Annotated in this window: 1 protein-coding gene; it reads right to left on the bottom strand. The window is 45.8% G+C overall.

Annotation, left to right across the window (positions count from 1 at the left end; all coding sequences use genetic code 11):
* A partial coding sequence (locus ACNPNW_RS05385; protein WP_448766659.1) for an efflux RND transporter permease subunit occupies positions 1-1,007 on the bottom strand: 1,007 nt, incomplete at both ends.

Below are 1,007 nucleotides of genomic sequence, written 5' to 3'. Positions count from 1 at the left end.
CGCAAAATCACCTTCACTCAGCTGGGGTGCAAACTCACTGCCAATCTTCGTGCTGAGCAGACCCGTAATGACCAGGAGACAAATGGCAAAAGTTAAAACCACCGCTTTGTAATGATAGGCTCCATCCAATATCTGTTGATATCGGGTTTTGAGCCAGATCATCCAACGGCTTTCCGTTTCTTTGATCTCCCCTTTAACCCATAAAGCAACTGCAGCGGGCACAAAGGTGATCGATAAAATAATAGCTGCCACCAGTGCGAGAACAACGGTTAAAGCCATCGGATGAAATAGTTTTGCTTCTACACCACTTAAAGCAAAAATCGGCAAATACACCACCAAAATAATAAGCTGACCAAAAATAAGAGGACGACGTGCTTGGCGGGCAGCCAGAAAAACTTCCTTAAAGCGTTCACTTTGTGTGAGAGGTCGTTTTAACAGTTGCTGTGTATGGGCTAAACGCCGGATACAGTTTTCGACAATCACCACAGCACCATCGACAATGATGCCGAAATCGAGTGCACCTAAACTCATCAGATTGGCACTGATATTTTTCTGTGCCATCCCGGTTAAGGTAAACAGCATAGAGAGTGGAATGACACAGGCAGTAATCAAGGCAGCACGGATATTCCCTAAAAACAGGAACAGAATGATGATGACCAGGATTGCTCCCTCTACCAAGTTTTTCTGAACGGTTTTAATCGCCTTCTCAACCAAGGTAGTACGGTCGTACACCGGTTCAATCACTACCCCTTTAGGCAAACTATTCTGAATATCTTGAAGCTTGGCATCCACAGCTTTAGAAACAGTCCGGCTATTTCCACCCATCGCCATCATGGCAATCCCTAAAACGGTTTCTTTGCCGTTATAGGTTGCCCCACCGGTTCTTAAATCATGCCCAATAGAGACTTGCGCAATATCACCAACCCGAATTGGGCTGCCATTTGGGCTACCCAGCATGGTGTTCTCAATATCAGAAAGCCCATTGAATGTACCCGGTACACGTACCG

The organism is Acinetobacter endophylla, from assembly GCF_053543775.1.
The sequence above is the reverse complement of the archived record's forward strand: the minus strand, read 5'-3'. Positions and strand labels throughout refer to the sequence as shown.